14 protein-coding genes are annotated in these 17,833 nt (G+C 67.2%); 5 read left to right on the top strand and 9 right to left on the bottom strand.

The features are described from left to right. Positions 1-63: 63 nt before the first annotated feature. Together AC1D2O_RS07485 and AC1D2O_RS07480 are read left to right on the top strand one after the other, a co-directional pair. Positions 64-429, top strand: a complete 366-nt coding sequence (locus AC1D2O_RS07485; RefSeq protein ID WP_478087130.1) for a SpoIIAA family protein — start codon at positions 64-66, stop codon at positions 427-429. 227 nt (positions 430-656) lie between these two features. Next, on the top strand, positions 657-3,125 hold the full coding sequence (locus tag AC1D2O_RS07480) for a DUF6351 family protein (protein ID WP_478087131.1): 2,469 nt from the start codon (positions 657-659) through the stop codon (positions 3,123-3,125). Between the two features lie 30 nt (positions 3,126-3,155). Here AC1D2O_RS07480 and AC1D2O_RS07475 read toward each other — a convergent pair whose 3' ends face one another. The 6 genes from AC1D2O_RS07475 to AC1D2O_RS07450 form a co-directional block, all read right to left on the bottom strand. Further along, positions 3,156-4,721, bottom strand: coding sequence for a methyl-accepting chemotaxis protein (locus tag AC1D2O_RS07475; RefSeq protein WP_478156629.1), 1,566 nt, complete (start codon positions 4,719-4,721; stop codon positions 3,156-3,158). A 307-nt stretch (positions 4,722-5,028) separates the two neighbouring features. Further along, entirely contained in the window at positions 5,029-5,412 is a 384-nt protein-coding gene (locus tag AC1D2O_RS07470) for a hypothetical protein (RefSeq protein WP_478087135.1), read from the bottom strand. Between the two features lie 248 nt (positions 5,413-5,660). Next, a complete protein-coding gene (locus AC1D2O_RS07465; RefSeq protein WP_478156627.1) occupies positions 5,661-7,418 on the bottom strand; it encodes a carboxylesterase/lipase family protein in 1,758 nt (585 codons plus the stop codon). A gap of 147 nt (positions 7,419-7,565) precedes the next feature. After that, on the bottom strand, positions 7,566-8,432 hold the full coding sequence (locus AC1D2O_RS07460) for a PAS domain S-box protein (RefSeq protein WP_478093493.1): 867 nt from the start codon (positions 8,430-8,432) through the stop codon (positions 7,566-7,568). Positions 8,433-8,481: 49 nt separating this feature from the next. Further along, the gene (locus AC1D2O_RS07455) at positions 8,482-9,303 is read right to left on the bottom strand and encodes a peroxiredoxin-like family protein (RefSeq protein WP_478093491.1); all 822 of its coding nucleotides are present in this window, start codon (positions 9,301-9,303) and stop codon (positions 8,482-8,484) included. Positions 9,304-9,307: 4 nt separating this feature from the next. Next, on the bottom strand, positions 9,308-10,942 hold the full coding sequence (locus tag AC1D2O_RS07450) for a DUF1254 domain-containing protein (protein WP_478156625.1): 1,635 nt from the start codon (positions 10,940-10,942) through the stop codon (positions 9,308-9,310). A 325-nt stretch (positions 10,943-11,267) separates the two neighbouring features. Between AC1D2O_RS07450 and AC1D2O_RS07445 the strand changes: the two genes are divergently transcribed. Together AC1D2O_RS07445 and AC1D2O_RS07440 are read left to right on the top strand one after the other, a co-directional pair. Next, positions 11,268-12,050, top strand: a complete 783-nt coding sequence (locus tag AC1D2O_RS07445) for a DUF2189 domain-containing protein (protein WP_478089910.1) — start codon at positions 11,268-11,270, stop codon at positions 12,048-12,050. Positions 12,051-12,205: 155 nt separating this feature from the next. Then, on the top strand, positions 12,206-13,018 hold the full coding sequence (locus AC1D2O_RS07440) for a class I SAM-dependent methyltransferase (RefSeq protein WP_478089909.1): 813 nt from the start codon (positions 12,206-12,208) through the stop codon (positions 13,016-13,018). Positions 13,019-13,079: 61 nt separating this feature from the next. On the opposite strand, the gene AC1D2O_RS07435 is transcribed toward AC1D2O_RS07440, so the two are convergent. From AC1D2O_RS07435 to AC1D2O_RS07425, 3 genes are read right to left on the bottom strand one after another with little or no spacing between them, the layout of a single operon-like run. Beyond that, positions 13,080-14,057 carry a Bug family tripartite tricarboxylate transporter substrate binding protein gene (locus AC1D2O_RS07435; RefSeq protein WP_478089908.1) on the bottom strand — a complete coding sequence of 326 codons (978 nt, stop codon included), beginning with the start codon at positions 14,055-14,057 and terminating at the stop codon, positions 13,080-13,082. 39 nt (positions 14,058-14,096) lie between these two features. Further along, on the bottom strand, positions 14,097-15,596 hold the full coding sequence (locus AC1D2O_RS07430; protein WP_478156623.1) for an AMP-binding protein: 1,500 nt from the start codon (positions 15,594-15,596) through the stop codon (positions 14,097-14,099). A gap of 2 nt (positions 15,597-15,598) precedes the next feature. After that, positions 15,599-16,480, bottom strand: coding sequence for an SDR family oxidoreductase (locus tag AC1D2O_RS07425; protein WP_478089913.1), 882 nt, complete (start codon positions 16,478-16,480; stop codon positions 15,599-15,601). Positions 16,481-16,607: 127 nt separating this feature from the next. Between AC1D2O_RS07425 and AC1D2O_RS07420 the strand changes: the two genes are divergently transcribed. After that, positions 16,608-17,546 carry a LysR substrate-binding domain-containing protein gene (locus AC1D2O_RS07420; RefSeq protein WP_478089912.1) on the top strand — a complete coding sequence of 313 codons (939 nt, stop codon included), beginning with the start codon at positions 16,608-16,610 and terminating at the stop codon, positions 17,544-17,546. Positions 17,547-17,833: the final 287 nt, after the last annotated feature.

Below are 17,833 nucleotides of genomic sequence, written 5' to 3'. Positions count from 1 at the left end.
GCCGGCGAACAGTACAAGAATGGTCGGCTGCCGGCCTGCTGTGAGGGGCCAATGGAGAATCACATGCTCGAATACTCGATGAAGCAGCCAGAAGGCATCTTGGTGCTGAGACCCAGCGCCCCGCTGAGCAAAGAGGATTTCGCCGGTCCCGGCGCTGCGGTCAATGACTATCTCTCCGACCACGCAAAACTCCGAGGCGTGCTGATTCACTCCAAGGGCTTTCCCGGGTGGGAGAGTTTCGGGGGCTTCGCCGCGCACATGCGCTTCGTCCGAGAACACCACAAGGAGGTCGAACGCGTAGCCATCGCGACGGACAGTCACTTTGCGGACATGGCCGAATTGCTCGGCAGGCACTTCACATCGGCCGAAGTGCGGCATTTCCCTTTCTCGGAGGAGGCGAAGGCACTGGCCTGGCTGGAAAGCGCGTGAGACGCAGGGCACACGTGACGGGGTGGGTGTTTCATGGTCGCCTCTGAGGTATCCAGGTCCAAGGTCGGACGGCCTCGAAGCCAGCGCCTATGGCCTATGGTCATGCGAAGCAAAAAGATCTAATCTCTGCGCCGCCGCGTTCGTACGCGGACGATCCGAGGCTCAGGGCCGGCGCGTCCGGCTCTGGCAACAACAACAACAAGGCCTGTGGGCCCCGAGGAGACGCAATGACATCCAAGAAAGGTCTGGCGGCCGCATGGGCCGTGTGTGCAGTGCTGCTGGCTTCCTGCGGCGGGAGCAGCGGTGGCGGAGGCTCCGGATCGGGCGCAAGCGCCGGCACGGGCAGTGCGAAAGTCAGCGCCGAGAGCAGCACCGCGCAGCAGGCGAAGGTGCTCAACGACAAGGAGAACGGCAACAGCGTGCGCCTGCGCGTGCTGTCGAGCGCGCCAGAGTACGTTTCGGGCGGCGATGCGCGCATCGAGGTGCGCGCCGCGCCGGGCCTGCGCGACCAGCTCGAGCTGTGGCTCAACGGCATGCGCCTCGATGTGACGCTCGCCGAAACCGCGGCCGGCCTCGAAGGCGTGATCGGCGGCCTGAAGCTGGGGGCCAACACGCTGGAGGTCCGCCATCGGAGCGGCAATGGCCCGCCGCGCGACCAACTCACGCTGACCAACCACCCGATCACGGGTCCGATGTTCACCGGGCCGCAGCAGACGCCCTTCGTCTGCACCACGATCCAGGGGGCGGTGGGCAGGCAGCCGCGGGTGGACAGCGCCTCGCCGCCGGGTTACCCGGTGCGCGATGCCCAGAGCACCCTGCTGGGCTACAGCCGCGACTGCTCGATCGATACCTTCGTGAGCTACCAGTACCGCAGCACGGCGGGCGGGCTCATGCCGCTGCCGGCCGACGGCTCGCGGCCGTCCGACATGGCCCAGGCGACCCTGGCGGACGGGCGCACGGTGGACTTCGTCGTGCGGCGCGAGATCGGCAGCATCAACCGCTTCCTCTACAGCATCGCGATGCTGGCGCCCATGCCGGCGGCCGACAACGGCACGCAGACCGACACCTCGCTGTGGAACGGCAAGCTGCTGTACTGGTTCCAGGGCGGCGTGGCCATCGGCCACAGCCAGGGCACGGTGCATGGCGGCTCGATGAACCTCGACGTGCTCGGCCGCGGCTGGGCCATCGTGCACTCCAGCGGCAACAACACCGGCACGCACTACAACATGAACCTGGCCGGCGAGACCGCGATGATGACGAAGGAGCGCTTCATTGAGCGCTACGGCGTGCCGCTCTACACCGTCGGCCTGGGCGGCTCGGGCGGCGCGATCCAGCAGTACATGATCGCGCAGAACAACCCCGGCGTGCTCGACGGCCTGCTGCCCGTACAGAGCTACCCCGACATGGTCACGCAGACCATCCACGTGGGCGACTGCGAACTGCTGGAGCACTACATGGACGCGACCGACCGCGCCAACGGCAAGTGGCGCGTGACCAAGAACCGCAGCTGGCTGGTGGGCATGAATGCCGAGGAGAACCCCGACGGCGGGCCGAACACGCGCGTGAACGATGCGCTCGCGCCGCTGAAGATCGCACTGGGCTACAGCACCGCCAAGGGCACGACCGAGTGCGTGCCGGCCTGGCGCGGCCTCACGCCGCTGTCGATGAACCCCTGGTACGGCCAGGCGCCCAACCAGCAGCTGTACGAGCCGCAAAGCGACATCGCGGCCATCCGCTGGACCCACTACGACGACCTGCGCAACGTCTACGGCGTGGACGCCAACGGCGCGGCCCGGCCGACCTGGGACAACGTGGGCGTGCAGTACGGCCTCAAGTCCTTGCTGGCGGGCCACATCGCGATGGACGAGTTCGTGCACCTGAACTGGCACGTGGGCGGCTGGAAGCATCCGAGCGCCATGGTGCAGGAAGGCTTCCCCTTCTTCGGCACGACGCAGGCCGAGATCGGCAAGGCGCTATCCCAGCCCGGCTATTTCGACCCCTGGAGCCGGCGCAACATGCGGCTGGCCGCGGCCGATGCGCCGGCACCGCGCACGGCGGGCGACCCGATCGCGATGCGGGCGGCCTACGCCTCGGGCCATGTGTTCACGGGGCGCCTGGACGTACCGGCCATCGATCATCGCCAGTACATGGAGCGCGAGCTGGACATGCACAACAGCCACCAGTCCTTCGCCGTGCGCCGGCGCGTGCTCCAGAAGATGGGCCACAGCGACAACCTGGTCGTGTGGTTCACCAACACCATGCCCGGCACGCCCAAGGCCAGCCAGTCGATGCAAGCACTCGACGTGATGGACCAGTGGCTCGCGAACATGCGCAGGAACCCCGCGGACGGCATCGCCGGCAACAAGCCTGCCGAGGCGGAGGACGCCTGCTTCGACCTGCAGGGCCAGCGCATGAGCGCGGGGGCCGGCGTGTGGGGCGGCATCCTGGACAGCCAGCCCGCGGGCGCGTGCACGCAGGCCTTCCCGCTCTACGGCACGTCGCGCACCGTGGCCGGTGCGCCCATCGAGGGCGGCATCTACCGCTGCACCCTCAAGCCGCTGGACCAGGCCCTGGCTGACGGCACCTATGGCAATTCGGCGCCCAGTGCGCAGCAAGTCGAGCAGCTCAGGCGCATTTTCCCCGAGGGGGTGTGCGACTACACGCAACCGGACCAGGCGCGGCCCGCTGCCGGGTGAGCGACGTCTCTGGAAAAAGGGAAACGGGGGTCAGGCGCGCGCGCGTTGCGGACCGCCCAGCTGGAAGACGCCAACGACCCGCGAGAGGCTGCCCGCCTGTTCCTGCAGCGATGCGGCGGCGGCGGCGGCCTCTTCCACCAGTGCGGCGTTCTGCTGGGTCACCTGATCCATCTGCGTGATGGCCTGGTTGATCTGCTCGATGCCCGAGGTCTGCTCCTGACTGGCGGCGGTGATCTCGCCCATGATGTCGGTCACCCGCTTCACGCTGGTCACGATCTCTTCCATCGTCTTGCCGGCTTCGGCCACCTGCTGGCTGCCCACCTCGACCTTGCCCACGGAGTCGTCGATCAGGCCCTTGATTTCCTTGGCTGCCGCGGCCGAGCGCTGCGCCAGGCTGCGAACTTCCGATGCGACGACGGCGAAGCCGCGACCTTGCTCGCCAGCGCGGGCAGCCTCTACGGCCGCGTTCAACGCCAGGATGTTGGTCTGGAAGGCGATGCCGTCGATCACGCCGATGATGTCGACGATCTTGCGCGACGAGGTGTTGATCGAACCCATCGTGTCGACCACCTGGCTCACGACGCTGCCGCCGCGAACGGCGACTTCCGAGGCGGATACGGCGAGCTGGTTGGCCTGGCGGGCGTTGTCGGCGTTCTGCTTGACCGTCGAGGTCAGCTCCTCCATCGAAGCCGCCGTCTGCTCCAGCGAGCTGGCCTGCTGCTCCGTGCGCGACGAGAGGTCCTGGTTGCCGGAGGCGATCTGACTCGATGCCGTCGCGATGGTGTCGGTGCCATTGCGCACCTCGCCCACCACCTTGTACAGACTGTCGTTCATCGACTTCAGCGCCGTCAGCAACTGCCCGACCTCGTCGCGCGAGCCCGCGCTCACCTGGGTGCTGAGGTCGCCGGAAGCCACCTTCTCCGCCAGTTCGACCGCGCCACGCATCGGCTTCACGATGCCGACGGTCAGCCGCCACGCGAACAGCGCACCGACCAGCACCGCCACGCCCGACAGGATGATCAGCATCAGCCGGCCGCTGCGGTGGTTCTGCTGGATCTCACCCGCCATGACGTCGATCCGCGCACGCTGGGCGTCGGCGATATGGTTCACCGCCTGCTTGTAGACGACCAGGGCTGCCTGGTATTGCGTATCGGCGAGCTTGCTGGCGCCTTCGCGATCCCCGGCGGCCTTCAGCTTGTTGATGCCCGCCAGGTGCTCCAGCACCAGCTTTCGCGCGTCCGCCACGGCCTGGAAGAGCTTGCGTTCTTCCGGCTCGGTGAGCAGCTTGTCCATCTGCTGCTGCACCGGGTTGATCGATGCAATGCCCTCGCCGAGATTCTTCTTGAAATAGGCCTCGTTCTCGGGGTCGGCGGCCTTCGCCAGACCGAAGGAGTGGACGATGCTGGGGCCGAGCAGGTTGGCCCACTGGTTGGCCAGGCGCTCCTTGACCAGCGCCTCCTCGACCATGACGGAGGTCGACCCAGCCACGGCATCGAGCCGCAGGATGCCGATGCCGGAGATGAACACCATGAGCAGCAGCATGGCAGCAAACCCGCCGCCAAGGCGCACACCGATCTTGAGATTTCGCAGATTCATGGCTCTACTTTCTTGAGAGGAAGACGCGTCGACGAGGGCTTGGCCCACGGGCCGGCGTCGCACTGAGCGATGCAACGGCCCGATACCACGTCCGGATATCGGCAGCGAAGACAAAACTTGAAGTCCTCGCCGTCATAAATCAGGCGCCGGCCGCACGAGGCGGAAAACGCCGATGGCCTGCGACACCAGTGCGGCGTTCTGCGGGTCACCTGATCCATCTGCGTGATGGCAGGCCCCAAGACCTCCGCAGTGACTCCACGCCCTGCCACCCCAGCAGAACCTCCGTCGAGGCCCGCATACGCAGGGGCTAGTTCAAGGATGCGTGTCGATACTCGGCGTATGCAGTGGGTCGAAAATCACGCACCGGCACCGTTCGCTCTTCATTGGAAAGAGCGACGCGAACGTGGGCCTCCTCGCGCACCCAGCAGCCACGGGCTGTCTGTCCATCCCAAGTCGCCAGGAAGCAGACCCGGCGCGGCGCAGGGCATTCCCCCTGAGCGTCGGTCAGTTGCAGCAGGCGAAGCGGGCTTCCATCCGCGACGAAGAGGACGCTTGGCGTGAGGTCGCAGCCGACCACACAAGCGCAGCAGGCGAAGACTGCCGAAAAATGCCACAGCGAAAGGTTGTCCGGCTGTCCCGCGTTCGCCCGCCAGGACAGCAAACACCGCGTCAAGGAATTGAGATTGAACATGATTCAGGTCCAAAAATGCAAAAAGGCAACGAGCTGAACTCGTTGCCTTTGAGTGGGGGCGTCTGGCGAATTGAGAGGGCTAACTGCCCAACATCATTCGACCGCGCTGCTCGCCGGCAACGAAGGTGCGAAAGCTCAAAATCGACAGGTGCATGGACACGATGAATGCGTTCAATGTGACTGGTAGAAAACAGTCTAGGCCGGCGGCCGGCAATTGTCTACGTGAAAATTGCCCGCGGAGTTCCTCTTCAGTGCGGCCCGTTGCGCAGCGGATCGACGTTCGCGGGCAGCGCATTGAAGTCGATCGCCTTCCACACATAGTCTTTCTGCTGCGGCGACAACAGCGCGTAGCGCGGCCAGAAGAAGAGGTAGTCGGCCGATGACATGTACGAGGTGTTGTCGAAGATCATGCGCTTCGCGCAGCAGGTGAAGTTGGTCCAGTCGGGCCAGGGCGTCTGGCCGTCGAACAGCTGCGTGGGCGCACCGGTGCGCGCGAAGGTCGAGAAGTGCTTGATGAAGCGGTCCGACAGTGCCTGGCGGCTGGCCGCGTTGCTGGCGTCCCAGGCGAAGTGCATGAAGTTGGGCTCGCTGGTGACGAAGTTGCCGAACAGCGAGCCGATGTCGATGCCGTGGAAGGCCGAGAAGGTGTCCTTCCAGGGCTGCGGCGTGTCGTTCCAGTTGAAGTTGTAGCGGTAGATGCCGCCCTGCTGCAGGCGCAGCAGGCGCACGACGTTGTCGATCACGTTGTCCAGGGCGTAGCTGATGGCCTCATGCGTCTGGGTGTAGATCGGCTGGAACTCCGGCTTGATCAGGTCGTTGACCGTGACGGTGCCGGGCGCCGCGTAGTTGGCCAGTTGCCAGTACTCCTGAGCGCTCGGCTTGCCCATGCCGAAGGAGTAGGCGAAGTACGAACCTTCGTCGTGCGTGGAGCCGATCATCAGCGGCATCTTGTTGTAGTTGCCCGCCACCAGCCCCACCAGGCCACTCGCGCGGATCACCGTGCCGTCGGTGAAGTGGCCGGGCACCACCGGGTACGGCGTGAACTTCATGATCTGCGCCGCCGTGGAGCCGCGCAGCAGCGCCGCGACCTCGGCAGGGCTCATGCTCAGGCGCTGGGCCGCGGCCTGCTCGGGCGTGGACGCACGGCCGCTGTCGACCAGCAACTTGTTGACCAGATCGTCGGCGGCCAGCTGGCCCACGGCCGACGGGTAGCCATTGGGGATCCCGGACATGCACAAGGCCCGCTGAAACTTGCCGGCCGCCAAGGGCGACTGCAGCAGGCCCCAGGTGTTGATACAGCCGGCCGACTGCCCGGCCACCGTCACCAGGTTGGCATCCCCGCCGAAGGCGCCGATGTTGGTGCGCACCCAGTCCAGGCCGCGCACCAGGTCCAGCGTGGCGTAGTTGCCCGAGTCGTCCCTGGCATCGCCGCTGGCCAGCGCCGCATGCTTGAGCCACCCCAGCATGCCCAGCCGGTACTGCACCGTGACCACCACCATGTTGGCCTTGGCCGCCAGGTAGGCGCCGTTGTAGAGCGGCTCGCGCGCCGAGCCCTTGAGGTTGCTGCCGCCATGGATCCAGAACAGCACCGGCAGCTTGTCGGCGCTGGAGTTGGGCCGCCAGACGTTGAGGTAGAGACAGTCTTCGCTGCCCACCGGCTGGTCGAAGGTGGCCGGGTCGGGCTCGCCGAAGAAGCTGCCGACCTGCGCGCACATGGACGCAAAGCTGGTGGTCGCGCGCGAGCCGCTCCAGGGCACCGGCGGCTGCGGCGCACGCCAGCGCAGCGCACCCACCGGCGGCTGCGCAAAGGGCACGCCCAGGAAGGCCTGGGTGTTGCCGGCATCCGCCTTGCCGTAGATCTTCCCGGCGTCGAGCTGACGGGTCAACTGCTGGTCATAGGCGGCCAGCGCCGGGCTCAGGCCCAGCAGGGCTGCGATGAAAACCGCGCCGGCCAGGGCCAGGCGCCGCCAACGCGCCAGCGGCGCGTGCAGTGGATCGAGGTTCACAGTTGTCTCCTTGTTGTTGTCGCGCGGGAACGCTGCCGGCTCACGTGAGCATTCTGGAAACAATCGAAGGGTCGGGCCTACTGGTCAATCCCCAACTGCGCCTCGGAATCGGCTGATTGACAAATGCGCGCCTGCGCGATAGCAGGCTCAGGGCACCAGGTCGTTGCGCACCGCGTAGAGCACCAATTCGGCCGTACTCCCCACGCCCAGCTTCTGGAAGATGTTGCTGCGATGCGTACTCACGGTCTTGCCGCTGATGCCCATGCGCGCGCCGATCTCGGTGTGCGACAGGCCCTTGATCAGCAGCGGCAGCACCTGCTGCTCGCGCGCGCTCAGGCGCCGGTGCGGCGGCTGCGCGACGTGCCCCCGCGGTGTCGTGTCCATTGTGGGGCCCAGGGCCGCGGCAATCTGGCCGACGGCGTCGACCGTCTGCCGCGTCAGGGCCAGCAGCCGCTCGGTCAGGCCTTGCAACTCGCCGCCCTGGGCGCCGTGCAGCACGCGCGCCGCGTCGGTGCGGATGCTGCTCAGCATGCCGCCCAGCACCTCTTGCACTTCGCGCGCGAAGGCGCTGCGCTGCGCCTCGAGCCTGGCGGCCGTGCGGCTGCTGAAGGCCTGCACCTGCGCCAGCAGGCGGCGCAACTCGGCCTCGTTGTGCATGCGCTCGGTGACGTCGACCCCCACGCCGATCACCGCCGGGCGGCCTCGAAAGTCCATCCGCGAACCGTGCACCTCCACCAGCACCACATGGCCGTCGCGATGCAGCCCGCGGGTGATGAAGTGCATGCTGGGCGGATCGCCTTGCAGGCGGGCCTGCACCCGCTGGCGCACCTCGTTCAGAAAGTCCGGCGGCACGATGCGAGAAAGCGGCATGCCGATCACCTCTTCCCGTGCATAGCCGGCGATGGCGGCCCAGGTGCTGTTGGCGTAGACGAAGCGGTCGTCCTGGATCACGTAGATGCCGGCGACCGACTGCTCGACGATGGCTTCGAAGGGAATGACTTCCGCGGAATTCATGAAACGGACTGATCCACGGACCTGGCGATGGACCGGCACCCGCTGTCGGTCATCGTCCGAGGCCGCCAGCGGCGGCGATGATCTGCGCCGCATTCGGGAAGATGGAGAGGCTGTTCGGCCCATCGACCGCCTCGATTTGTACCCAGCGGACGATGCCTGCCGCATCGACCAGAAAGTGTCCGACCAACTGGGTGGCGTGGCTCGCAAAGATGGCACTGTCGATTTCGTCCAGCTCGAACCCGTCCTTGGCGTTGAGGGCGCTGTTGGCTTCCAATGGCTGCGTCGGCGCGGACAGCTCGCCGGTGGGGTTGATTCGCGCCGCGGCGAACTGCGCCATGCTCGCGCGATAGGGCCACTCGGGCTGGCCGTTGTCCCCATCAGGCAGGAACTCGAGATGCGGCACGCCGAAGGCCTGGTGCGTGAGGCAATCGGGATCGCACAGAAGCGTGACCGGCGTCGGCCGGTACTTGAAATACAGGGTGGCGCGGTCCAACTGCGTGTTGATGACGGCAAGGGTCTCCACCCCCATGGCGCGCAACGGCGGCTCCACGCTCGCGAGCTGCAGCACATGGCGCCGGCAGAACGGGCAATGCAGACCCCGATAGAAGCCGATCAGGAATGGACGACCGCGCAAGCTGTCCAGGGAGACCGTTCCTTCGCCGTTGGCCGCGGGAAGCGTGAACGCGGGCGCTGGCTCTCCCGGTGGCAGGGGGCGTCTTTGGTCTCCCATGGAATATCTCCTTTGGGTGTCGCCCGGTTGAACGACGGCATTCGACCGTATCACCTGTCGCTGGTGAGCACAACGCTCCACGTCGGATGCTGCGTGCAGCTCGGCGTGATCAGAGATGCCCGTTCCAAGGGCATGCTCCAAACCCCTACTTCGACGCCACGATTCCCGGTGGCTTCCACGTGCCTTCGCCGGCCGGCAAGATCGAAGGCGGTGTTTCCTTCGGGTAGTACAGGCGCATCACCATGAAAAGGGTGTCGTTCGGTGCAGGCAGCCAGTTGGATTCCAGCGCCTTGCCTGGCGACTCTTTCTGGACGTAGAGAGTGAGCGATCCATCGGCGTTCTTCTTCATCGCGGACAGCATCGGCGAATTCACGAGGTATCGGTTGATCGGGTTCTTGACCAGGAACTGGCTCTTGCCGTCATACATCGTCACCGACCAGAAGGCGTTCACCGGTGGAAGTTGCCCGGCTGGAAACGTGATGGTGTAGTTGTGCTTGCTGCCGTCGAGCACCTCGCCCTTCGAGTCGGCACGTGTAAACGGATACACCGCTTCCACGGCATCGTTCCCGTAGAGCCCACCCTTGGCCGCAGCGGCACGCTTGAGCCAATCGCCCTTGAAGAAAGCGCCGTCGCCGAAGAACGCGCCGATGTTCCAGCCGTTGATATTCCTGACGCCGCTGGCGAGGAACTTGTCCACCTTCTCGTCACCCTCCTTCAGTCCCAGACCGACGGCCGCCTTGTGCTCCAGCGAAAGATCCTTGAATTCGAAAGTCTTGCCCGGGCCGATGCCGATACGGGCGAGCCGGGCACGGACATCCCGGTCTTCCGGCGTCTCGGGGACAAACCGGAGCGCGGAATCCAGATACGCCAGGTAGTTCTCCTTGATCCCCTTGGTGGTGGCGGGGAGGAAATCGATCGTCGGCGCCGCCGTTGGAGCCGGCTGATTGAGGAAGGCGGACAAAGGCTGCGCCTTGTAGCCCGCCTGCACCTTCACCACGTTCGGCATGTCCTTGGCGTTGAAGAGCTGAGTCCGAATGGCGCTCAAGGCAAAGGGAGTGGTCGCGGTGAAGACCTTCTTGATCCCGGGGGGCGTCGCGCCTTTCCAGTCGGGACCGACCACCATGTAGTGGCCCGGCTCGCTGCCCGTGGCACGGCTGCCGATGTAGCCGTAGTTGTAGGTGTTGCCGTCGATCAACTGCACCGAGTAGTAGCGCCGCTTGTCCACTGCCGGCACCGAGACCACCATCGGCTCCGCGCGCAAGTCCAGCCAGACAAACGAGTACGGGGTATCGCTGTTGGGCGTGATGATGGCCGTGTCTTGGTAGGTGTAGACGCGAGCCTCGTTCTTGATCTGGTTGAACGGCGCCTTGAATTGCGGGCCGCCCTTGTCCACGGCATATTCATACATCACGGCATAGTTCATGACCAGCGGCAGCCCGTAGATGAAGGCCTCCTCCGCGATGGTCTTGGTCTCGGCGATGCTGGGCGCGGCGATGCCCTTGGCAGCGTCCGCTCTCGCGGCCTGGGCCACGGGGTCGTTCTTGCTGGCGCAGCCCGCAATCAAAGCCACCGCGGCAGTGGCAATCGCTGCCCACCTCGCGAGTGAAGGAAAGTCCGCTTTCATGTTTGCCCTTCTGTCTTGAAGATCGTGATCCGTGCACCGTTGCAGCGGCCCGCGCGATGATGACAGCAGCCTCGATGGGTTGACAACTGCCCTAAAGGGCAGTGTCGATGCCCCTTGAACCTGGGTATCGCCTGCCGGTTCGGTCCGTTGAGGCACGCCAGGCGCTTATCTGCCACTTGACGCGCAGTCCGGCTGCGGGCTCCGCGACTTTCGGCCGGCCAATGCACATCGTTCGGATCAGCGTCGTCGGGAAGCACCTGTGACTCGAACAGTCCGAAGGCATGGTGCGTGTGCACGTCGGGGTCGGCGGCGAGCAGGATCGTCCTCCGGGCCGGAGGCCCTCTGCGCGATGGATCTGGCTGATCACCGGTGTGAGCTCGGGTGATTCAGGTACTGGCGATGCGCGCGCGGACTGACTATGCTGGCAGTAGCGCTGACGCCGCCTGGCTCCAGCGCGGGCTTCACGAAAGGAGTGTGCGCCATGGAACACCCGCTCGACAGTCAATCTCTCCCGCCGTCAATGGAGGCGCCCGCCGTGCGCCGGGTTGGCGCGATGCGGCCCTTCGCCTGGCTGCGCTTGGGCGCACGCGATCTGGCGTTCCTGCCAGGCTTGAGCCTCGGCATCGGTGTGCTGGTTGCGTTTGCAGGCCTGGCCCTGACAACCGCGACCTGGGAGGCCACCTACCTTGCGCCAACTCTGCTCGGCGGCTTTTTGCTGGTGGCACCCTTCGTCGCGATGCCCCTGTACGCACTGTCGCGCCAGCGGGAGCAGTCCGCCGCGCCGGACTCCGCATTGGCTCTTCTCGCGTGGCGCGGCAACGCCGGCTCGATTGCGCTGTTCGGATTGGTGCTCACGCTGGCGTACTTCGCCTGGGAGCGCCTGGCAGCGATCGTCTTCGCATTGTTCTTCACCGAGCAAGTGCGGCACGCGGCGCACCTGCCCGCGGCGCTGCTGCTGTCAGGCCAGCCGGTCGGTCTTGTGGTTGCCTTCTTCGCGGTTGGCGCCGCGGTGGCAGCGCTTGTCTTCGCGCTCGGCGTCATCAGCGTGCCGCTGTTGGTGGATCGCCCCGTGGACGTGATCACCGCCGCCCTGACCAGCCTGCACTGCTGCGCCCGCAATCCCGTGGCCATGCTGCTGTGGGCTGCGTTGATCGCAATGCTGACGGCCCTCGGATTTGCGACGTTCATGCTCGGGCTCATCGTCATCTTCCCGTGGCTGGCACACGGGAGCTGGCACGCCTATCGCGAGATGGTGGACGGGTGATCCTGCGCGGGCACCGTTGACGAGGGTCGCATGCGCGGCCACCATAGCGAAACCTCGCCAAAGCCCAACCAGGCGGCGGCTCGGTTGGAGAAGCCTGGCCAGCTCTGGAATGAGGGGGGGGCAAGGGCGCCGTTCAGAACTTTCAAGGGGGTCTCATGGCTGAGAGCGACAAGGTGTTCGCGGGCTCGATCCCGAAGTTCTACGACACGCTGATGGTCCCCCTGATCTTCGAGGCCTATGCCGCCGACCTGGCGGAGCTTGTCGCTGCCTCCTCGCCCGGCTCGGTGCTTGAAACGGCGGCCGGCAGCGGCGTGGTCACGCGGGCGCTGGCGCCCAAACTCGGCGCCGCCGCGAGCTACGTGGTGACCGACCTCAACCAGCCCATGCTCGACTATGCCGCCAGCCGGCAAGGGTCCGACAGCCGAATCGAATGGCGGCAGGCGGACGCGCTCGACCTGCCGTTCGAAGATGCCTCGTTCGACGTCGTTTGCTGCCAGTTCGGCGCGATGTTCTTCCCCAACCGGGTCGCCGGCTACGCCGAGGCGCGTCGCGTGCTGAGGCCAGGCGGGCGCTTTGTCTTCAATGTCTGGGACCGCATCGAAGAGAACGCCTTTGCCGACGACGTCACCCACGCCGTCGCCGCGGTGTTTCCGCACGACCCTCCGCGATTCCTCGCCCGCACGCCGCACGGCTATCACGACATCGCACTGATCCGCGAGGAATTGCGCCGCGCAGGCTTCGCCGACATCGAGGTCGAGACGCGCGAGAAGCTGAGTCGCGCGCCCTCGGCACGCGACGTCGCCACTGCCTATTGCCAGGGAACGCCGCTGCGCAACGAAATCGAGGCCCGCGATGCCGGCCTGCTTCAACTCGCTACGGACCGCGCGACGCAGGCGATCGCCACCCGCCGTGGCGAAGGCCCGGTGGCCGGCAAGATTCAGGCGCATGTGATCGTGGCGGCGGGATAGCGGAGGCCGAAATTCCCCCGCGCCGGGGCTGGGCATCCGCAGCCCCTTCGACCACACGCCATCACTCGAGCGTGATGTTGCGCTCGCGGATCACCTTGCCCCAGCTGCTGCGGTCGCGCTCGATGTACTGGTTGAGCTCGGCGTCGGTGCGCGGCGACTGCACCAGCAGCGACTGCGCCTCGACCAGGCTGCGGAACTGGGCGCCCTGCATCACCTTGTGGATGGCCGACTGCAGTGAAGCCGACACCCCGGCAGGCGTGGCCGCCGGCACGGCCACACCGAACCAGGTGGCGGCATGGAAGCCGGGGAAGCCGGCCTCGGCCACGGTGGGGACCTCGGGCAAGGACTTCACCCGCTCGCCGGCCGTGACCGCCAGCGCGCGCAGCTTGCCGGCGCGGATGTGCGGCAGCGAGGTGCTGACCACGTCGATCATCAACTGCGTGTCGTTGCCCAGCAGCGCGGCCAGCGCAGGCGCGGAGCCGTTGTAGGGCACATGCACCAGATCGATCTGCAGCTCGCTCTTGAGCATCTCGCTGGCGAGCTGCAGCGGGTTGCCCAGCCCGACCGAGCCGTAGTTGAGGCGCCCGGGGTTGGCCTTGGCATAGGCCTGGAACTCCTTGAGCGTACGCGCCGGCGCGCTGTCGTTGGTGACCACCACGAGCGGCGCTTCCACCGCCACGGCCAGCACGCGGTAGTCCTTCTGCGGCACGTAGCTCATCTTCTTGTAGAGCTGCGGGTTGAGCACCATGCTGGCGCTGCTGGCCAGCAGCAGCGTGTAGCCGTCGGCCGGCGCGCGCGCCACGGCGCTGGCCGCCACCATGGTGTTGGCGCCGGGCTTGTTGTCGACCACCACGGCCTGGCCGATTTCCTTGGCCAACCCGGTGGCGAGCGCGCGCCCGACGATGTCGGCCGAGCCGCCCGGGGTGTAGGGCACGACGAGCTTCAGAGCGCGGTCGGGGAAATCGGCGCGTGCCGAAGCGGCCAGGCCCGCGAGCAGGGTCAGCGAGAGCGCGATGCCGCGCAGGAGAATCTTCTTCATGTCTCTTCCAGTCTTTCTTCTTGAGGTGTCGGGAGGGGTCTAGACGCGGCGCGTCTGGCCCTGCCAGTGCCGGTCGCGCAACCGGCGCTTGGCGATCTTTCCGTTGTCGTCACGCGGCAGCGGCGCCATGTCGATGCTGCGCGGCACCTTGAACGACGACAGACCGGCTTGCAGCCATTCACGCAACGCCGCGGGCTGCAGCTCGGTGCCAGGCACGGCCTCGACCACGGCATGCAGCCGCTCGCCATACTCGGCGTCGGGCACGCCGAACACCGCGCAGTCGGCCACGCCGGGAAACGCAAGCAGCCGGTGCTCGATCTCGGCCGGGTAGATGTTCACGCCGCCGGAGATCACCATGTCCGACGCACGATCGCAAACGTAGAGGTAGCCGTCGGCGTCCAGGTAGCCCATGTCGCCGAGGCTGATCAGGCCGTCGCGCTCGATGGCCTTTCGTGCGGCGTCGTTGTGGCGGTAGCTGAAGTCGGGGTACGCGGGCTGGCGCACGTAGATGAGGCCGATCTCGCCCGCAGGCAGCGCCGCGCCCTGCTCGTCGAGGATGCGCACCTGCGCGTCGAGCACCGGGCGGCCCGCGCTGCCCGGGCGCGCCAGCGCCTCGGGAGCGCTGATGGAGGTGATCATGCCGGCCTCGCTCGAGGCGTAGGTCTCGTGGATCACCGGGCCGAACCACTCGATCATGGCGCGCTTCACGTCGGGCGCGCAGGGCGCGCCGGTCGAGGCCACGAAGCGCAGCGACGACAGGTCGTAGCGCGCGCGCACCTCGGGCGGCAGGCGCAGCAGCCGCACGTACATGATGGGCACGAGGTAGACGGTGTCGATGCGGTGGCGCTCGATGGCGGCGAGCAGTGCCTCGGCGTCGAAGCGGGCCATCAGCACCACGCGCTCGGCCAGCAGCAGCGCGTTCTGAAGAAACAGGCTCGGGGCGCTGTGGTACAGCGGCGCAGGCAGCAGCGCGCGGCAGCCGGCGCGCAGGCCGAGGGTCTGTTCGACCACCTCGCGGATGCGCGCCTGGCGCATCTCGAGCTCGGCGACCGGGATCGGATGGCGCACCACGCCCTTGGGCCGCCCCGTGGTGCCCGAGGTGTAGGCCATGTGGCCGCGCGGCGAGACCGCCGGGCCGTCGTATGGCGCCTGCGCGGCAAGCCAGCTTTCGTAGGGCCGGGCACCGGGCGTGCGCGCCTCGCCGACGGCCAGCAGCGCCATGCCCTCGGGCACCGCGCGCGCCACCGCGTCGAGCAGGTCGCCGTGGGCCAGCAGAGCGCGCGCGCCGCTGTCGCGCAGCAGCATGCCAACCTCGTCGGGCGTGAAGTGCCAGTTGATCGGGCAGAAGTAGATGCCGGCCTGGCGGCAGGCGTGCACCACGTCGCACTGCGTCTCGTCGTTGCGCAGCAGCACGGCCAGCACGTCGCCTTCGCGCAGGCCCAGGCGCAGCAGGCCGCCGGCCAGGCGCGCGCCGCGCGCCAGCTGCGCGTCGGCATCGAGCACGCGGCCTTCGAAATGGAACTCGGATGTCACGGGCATCATCATGCGGCGCCGCGCTGCGCCTTGTCGGACGCGTTCAGGGCCTGGATCTTCTCGCGCGCGGCCAGCCAGTCGGCGTCGCCCCATTCCTGGTACTGGGTGAAATAGGCGCCGTTGGCGAGCGCGTCGGCGCCGTCGAGGGTGATGGTCTGGCCGTTGATCCAGCTGTTCTGCGGCGCCAGCAGGAAGGCGGCCAGCCGGCCGATGTCGCTGCCTTCGCCGAGGCGGCGCGTGGGGTTCTGCCTGGCCATGGCGTTCTCCTGGCTGTCGACCGGGCGCAGGCGGCCCGAGGCGCCGGCGGTCGGGATCACGCCGGGCGCAATGGCGTTGAGCCGGATGCCCTTGGGGCCCCACTCCACCGCCAGCGACTTGGTCATGGCGTCGATGCCGGCCTTCGACATGGCCGAGGGCACCACGAAGGGCGCGCCGGTGGCGACCCAGGTCACCACGATCGACAGCACGCTGCCACCTCGGCCGGCGGCAATCCAGCGCTTGCCCGCGGCCTGCGTGGCATAGAAGGTGCCGCGGAAGACGATGTCGGAAATGGCGTGGAAGCCGTTGGGCGACAGGTCTTCGGTGCGGCTGATGAAGTTGCCGGCGGCGTTGTTGACCAGGCTGTCGAGCGGGCCGTGGCGGGTCCAGATGGTTTCCATCATGTCGTCGACCGCCTGCGGCGAGCGGATGTCGAGCACGTGCGTGCCGACGGTGATGCCGAAGCGCGTGCGCAACCCCTGCGCGGCCTCGTCGAGCACGCTCGCGCGACGGCCGCACAGATGCAGTTCGGCGCCCAGCGCGGCCAGTTGCTCGGCCATTGCGAAGCCGAGGCCGGTGCCGCCGCCCGTGACGAGCACGCGCTGGCCGGCGAACAGGCCATCCTTGAATATGTTGTCTGTCGTCTCCATGGGGTCTTTCGGGGAATCTGGTGGCCTCGATCTTTATCGTTCACCTCGATTCGTACAATTCCCCAACAACGACTCACTCTGTATCACTGGCGTTGACAATCCGATGGACTTGGACCTGAACCTGATCCGCACACTGGTGGACATCGTGGACGCCGGCAACCTGAGCGAGGCCGCCCGCCGGCGCGACGTCACGCGCTCGCAGATCAGCAAGGAACTCAAGAGCCTGGAGCGGCAGGTCGGCGCGACGCTGCTGCGCCGCACGACGCGCCGACTGGCGCCCACCGAGCAGGGACACACGCTGTACGAGCACGGGCTGCGCATGCTGGCCGAGGTGGAGTCGGCGCGTGCCGCCATTGACCGCTTGGGGCAGTCGGTGCGCGGACATGTGCGCATCAGCATCCCGACCGGGCTTGGCGAGTTTTTCGTGGGGCCCAGCCTGCTGGAATTCCAGCGCGCGCACCCGGAGGTGTCGCTGCGGGTGCTGTTTTCGAACCGGGTGTTCGACCTGATCGGCGCCGAGATCGACATCGCACTGCGCATCACGTCCGAGCCGCCGCTGGACCAGGTGGCGCGGCGCATCTGCGCGATCCGCTGGGGGCTCTATGCGGCGCCTTCGTATCTCGCCGCACGCGCGGCCATCGCCGAGCCGGAAGACCTGGCCGCCTGCGTCGTGCTTTACGTGCCGGGGCCGGAAAGGCACTTCATGATGCCGATGCACCGCGGTACGCAGCGGCGCGAACTGCGGCTGAAGCTGAACCTGCAGACCGAGCACTTCCCCTATCTGCGCAGCGCGGTGCTGGCGGGCACGGGCATCGGCCTGCTGCCGCGCTACGCGATGACGGACGACGTGCGCGCCGGACGCGCCGTGCCGGTGCTGCCGCAGTGGGAGCCCGAAGGGCTGGGCAATGCGCTCTACATCCTGAGCATGCCCGACCGCCATCCGTCGCACGCGGCAGCGGCGGTGATGGACTACCTGCGCGAAGTGCTGGCGTCGATGGACGACGGCGGCGCGCCGGCGGCGACGCCGCCATCTGGCGCGCAGCGGTGACGGGCCCGTTGTTCAACAGGTGCAACTGCATGTCTGCGCCCCGGCTGATCCAGGCCCAAGCCTGATTCGCAGCGAGAAGCCCGGGACTTCCTGCGCGGGCCGGACAAGCCCGGCCCGCCGACTTCCGAAGACCCCACAGAAATCAGGCCACTCGACGGCCTTGTGCCTTCGGCGCGGGCAGAATCCGCGCGGTCCATCGCCGCGCCCCGGCCCCCATGAACACGCCGTCCGAACCACTCAGAGCTCGACCCGCACGCGGGTGGCAGGGTCACGCGTGGTTGCCTTGC

It is taken from the genome of Variovorax sp. P1_G12, from assembly GCF_056405555.1.
The sequence above is the reverse complement of the archived record's forward strand: the minus strand, read 5'-3'. Positions and strand labels throughout refer to the sequence as shown.

Coding starts and splice junctions, on each gene's coding strand:
- AC1D2O_RS07485 (WP_478087130.1), top strand. CDS start 64: ATGCTCGAATACTCGATGAAGCAGCCAGAAGGCATCTTGGTGCTGAGA.
- AC1D2O_RS07480 (WP_478087131.1), top strand. CDS start 657: ATGACATCCAAGAAAGGTCTGGCGGCCGCATGGGCCGTGTGTGCAGTG.
- AC1D2O_RS07475 (WP_478156629.1), bottom strand. CDS start 4,721: ATGAATCTGCGAAATCTCAAGATCGGTGTGCGCCTTGGCGGCGGGTTT.
- AC1D2O_RS07470 (WP_478087135.1), bottom strand. CDS start 5,412: ATGTTCAATCTCAATTCCTTGACGCGGTGTTTGCTGTCCTGGCGGGCG.
- AC1D2O_RS07460 (WP_478093493.1), bottom strand. CDS start 8,432: ATGAATTCCGCGGAAGTCATTCCCTTCGAAGCCATCGTCGAGCAGTCG.
- AC1D2O_RS07445 (WP_478089910.1), top strand. CDS start 11,268: ATGGAACACCCGCTCGACAGTCAATCTCTCCCGCCGTCAATGGAGGCG.
- AC1D2O_RS07440 (WP_478089909.1), top strand. CDS start 12,206: ATGGCTGAGAGCGACAAGGTGTTCGCGGGCTCGATCCCGAAGTTCTAC.
- AC1D2O_RS07435 (WP_478089908.1), bottom strand. CDS start 14,057: ATGAAGAAGATTCTCCTGCGCGGCATCGCGCTCTCGCTGACCCTGCTC.
- AC1D2O_RS07430 (WP_478156623.1), bottom strand. CDS start 15,596: ATGCCCGTGACATCCGAGTTCCATTTCGAAGGCCGCGTGCTCGATGCC.